The organism is Nostoc sp. 'Peltigera membranacea cyanobiont' 213, from assembly GCF_002245975.1.
Classification (GTDB): Bacteria; Cyanobacteriota; Cyanobacteriia; order Cyanobacteriales; family Nostocaceae; genus Nostoc.
The window spans coordinates 1-3347 of record NZ_NOLI01000295.1 but is presented as its reverse complement, the minus strand read 5'-3'; the positions used below and the strand labels follow the sequence as shown (position 1 = coordinate 3347).

Below are 3347 nucleotides of genomic sequence, written 5' to 3'. Positions count from 1 at the left end.
GGATTAGTTATTTACGGGCTGATTACCGTGATTCACTAATCAACGAATCGCACCAACTCTCTTATTTCAACAGCAGTCACCGTAATCGTTGCTGAGGCTGGGTTATCTTGCTCAAAAGTATTTTCCTTTACAGAGTCGGCGGCTGGCTTTGGTTCCTTAGATGCCCCAGGGATAACTTTCTTGCGTCTAGATGGTGGTTTGTTCATTGCCCTACCTCCAGGCTGACAGCAGTCGAACAAATATTGAGTTGTGTCATCATGGAATATATGTTTTTTATCTATCCCCCCAACCTGTATGAAGGATGGGGTTTTTCGTTGCTTTTTATATTTTGCAGCCTTAAAGCACTACCAAATATAAAACTCATTGAAAAATCTCATAGAGCAATTATCAAAAAAAAACACCACATCAGAGCCACCACAACAACAAAATACTGTTTGGGCGTATTCTAGAAAATACCCTCTTCAACACACGGGTAAAACAACGGCTAATGCTTGATTATTTGACCGCGAGTATTGCATTTTGGATGACTTTGTTTGGAGTACAAGAGTCGTTGTTAGAATTTCGCCTGGGTTATCTCGGTCGCTACTGGTTTCTTGCGATTAGTGCTAGCTTACTTCTGAGCTTTTTGCTCTCTGCCCCGATTACTATCATGCTAATCATTAAATTTGCAGTAGATCCATTCACTTTTCCAGGTAATGTTATTCTTTGTGCGATCGCTGCCGTCATCTTTGGTGTGATTCTCAGTTTGGCGCAATGGCTGATACTTCGTCAAACCGAGATGACACCAAAAGTCTTTGCACCGATCAATACAGTTATTGGAATTCTCGTATACTTCATACTGGTATGGTTCAATGAGGGTAGTTTGGAGTGGAGTGGTAATCCCTTTAGCGGCTGGAAAACTGTAATAATATTTTTAGCTGGTGGTGCAATTACCGGAGGTGCCACAGGTAAGGCTTTGGATTTCTATTGTGAGCGAGTAGAACAGCGATTAATTCAGCTTGAGAGAGACAAGGTAGCAAGAGAAACCAGAGAGAGAGAACGGATAGAAATAGAAAGAATAGAAAGAGAAAAACAAGAAATAGAAAAGCTAGAAAGGGAAGCCCTAGAAAGAAAAAGGATCTCAAGAGAAATCGCTTTGGAGGAGGAAAGAAAGTGGTATGAAGAAAATGGCGATGATGATTTCGATTATGAGGATGAAGATGATGAAGAATAATATCTTGGCTTCGTGTTATTAGTTATACAAGATACTACAATCTTAACCATACAACTGTTAGCTCCGACAACTACTCAATCACTGTTTATCCTTAATATATATAATAATATGGCTATCAAACACCCTGTTTTACTTGCACTGTTACCGATCTCCATTATCTTTGTTGGTAGGAGTTCTGGCTCTGCACTACTGACAGATATTGCTCAACAAACAGACAACCAAAAGTCCCCATCAATTATTTTCTTCCTGCCCAAAGAACGGCCTCAGACTGGAGTCGGTTGGGAAATCACCACCACTTCTGGGGAGGCAGAACTAGCCTTGGCGAAGCATTTGGTGAACATCGGTGCAAAAGAATACGTCGCTTGGTGGTGTCCTCACTGTCATAAACAAAAATTACTCTTTGGTAAAGAAGCCTACCAGATCATCAACAACAGCATCAAGGTGGAGTGCGATAAGAGAGGTATCAATTCCCACCCAGATTTGTGCAATGCGGCGAAAGTCCCAGGTGTACCAACTTGGGTTATCAATGGACATCAGTATAGTGGCGTGCAAAACCTTAAGGATCTTGCGATAGCTTCTGGCTACAAGGGGGACACAAATTTCAAGTATGTTTATACACCTTGATTTTTTTAGGGTAAACTGCGATAGCTAAAGATTATACTTAGGACTGATTAAACCAAGTGTCTTTAGCTTAAGAAAAGACGGATATTCGCGATCAGACAAAACTAACTTTGGGAACAATCACTAGCTGAAATCTTAATTAAGATATCATGTTATTTGCTAGTCGTATAATCTACCGATCACAATCCTCTTAGGCAAGAATAGGGTTTTGTCGAATGACTTTAAAACTCAATTTATTGGATAAAAATCTTGCTAAATCAAGGTTGTAGGTTTTATTTAATTTGATATTTATTTACCTCACAGTTAAGTTCAATATCAAAACCGCGATATTCCCTGGAAAAAGGCTTTTCTTTTATGAGAGTTTAAATACAATGATTCACTCCCTCCCTGCAAAATAGTCGAAACCTTGATTTCTCGTTTACAGGACAGAAAAGTATAAAATGTTACTCTTAATATTCTCAAAAGAATCAATTTTTAGATTGCTAAGAAATGAAGAATACATCAGTAAAGCAAATATTGTTCCCCACCTTGGCATCAGAATCATTTGTTGTGTGGTGTTTCAACAACTACTTGGAAGCACCACACAACAAATGATTTATTCATTCATGCTGAATTCTGACCGATTGTGTGACTTGAAGAAGATTTTGGACAGGTTGTCCAACAATACCATCCAAAAATGGATGTCCAACTTGTCCTTGCAACTTGTCCTTGCAACTTGTCCAGCTTCTGCTTCCAAACCTTGTCCAAAATCTTCTTCAAGTCACAGATTGCGAAAAAGCGAATTGGTTTGATGACTGACGACTGTATTCTATTTTGATAAGTTCCCAATTGATGTTCCTGATTAATGACCGCTAATTTACCTAGAAAAATTCCTGTTTTGGGACTATTTGTCTTGCTTAACGGTATAGTTTCCAAACTATTGAAAGCACAGGTTCCAGTTCGCCTCCCGACAATCTGGCAAGTTATCCCTAGAGATATTCAACGGACTTCGACTACCCCGCTAACATCTGACTGTTGCTTTAGGCTTGCATTATGACTAACGCAAGCCTAAAGCAACCCAAAGTAGAAACACTTTCTCGCTCGTATTGAGAATTTTTTAACTTACTTAACAGCGTAATTCCCTTCCCCATCAGAAGTCTATACACCTTACTTTTGGGGTACTCAAAGACTGCGTGGAACTTAAAGGGCTAATAATTGTGACACAAAAATATATCTTAAATACCTTTGTGGGAGTGGTATTTTTTTCCATGTTAACGACTTTCCCATCGGAGGCACAAGTGAAGCACGATCTAACTCTTCCTAATAACACAAACATAAAAGTAGAAGGGAATAAAATTACTATTGAGGGGGGCACTCAAGTAGGGAAGAATCTTTTTCATAGTTTTCAAGATTTTTCACTCTCCAAAGGTGACATAGCAGCCTTCAATAATACATTACCCGGATTTCTCACAAAGCTTGAAGAAATAGGGGTCAAAAACTGCCAAAATGTATATTGCAAAAGAATTCCAGCAGC

4 protein-coding genes are annotated in these 3347 nt (G+C 39.1%); 3 read left to right on the top strand and 1 reads right to left on the bottom strand.

What is annotated here, in order from left to right:
• Window positions 1-35 precede the first annotated feature (35 nt).
• Window positions 36-206 carry a hypothetical protein gene (locus CDG77_RS37235; protein WP_190234155.1) on the bottom strand — a complete coding sequence of 57 codons (171 nt, stop codon included), beginning with the start codon at window positions 204-206 and terminating at the stop codon, window positions 36-38.
• 281 nt (window positions 207-487) lie between these two features.
• Between CDG77_RS37235 and CDG77_RS38340 the strand changes: the two genes are divergently transcribed.
• The 3 genes from CDG77_RS38340 to CDG77_RS34150 form a co-directional block, all read left to right on the top strand.
• Entirely contained in the window at window positions 488-1213 is a 726-nt protein-coding gene (locus CDG77_RS38340; RefSeq protein ID WP_223270147.1) for a hypothetical protein, read from the top strand.
• Window positions 1214-1321: 108 nt separating this feature from the next.
• The gene (locus CDG77_RS34155) at window positions 1322-1837 is read left to right on the top strand and encodes a hypothetical protein (RefSeq protein WP_190234154.1); all 516 of its coding nucleotides are present in this window, start codon (window positions 1322-1324) and stop codon (window positions 1835-1837) included.
• Window positions 1838-3030: 1193 nt separating this feature from the next.
• A partial coding sequence (locus CDG77_RS34150; protein WP_223270146.1) for a two-partner secretion domain-containing protein occupies window positions 3031-3347 on the top strand: 317 nt, incomplete at its 3' end.

Coding starts and splice junctions, on each gene's coding strand:
- CDG77_RS37235 (WP_190234155.1), bottom strand. CDS start 206: ATGAACAAACCACCATCTAGACGCAAGAAAGTTATCCCTGGGGCATCT.
- CDG77_RS34155 (WP_190234154.1), top strand. CDS start 1,322: ATGGCTATCAAACACCCTGTTTTACTTGCACTGTTACCGATCTCCATT.
- CDG77_RS38340 (WP_223270147.1), top strand. CDS start 488: ATGCTTGATTATTTGACCGCGAGTATTGCATTTTGGATGACTTTGTTT.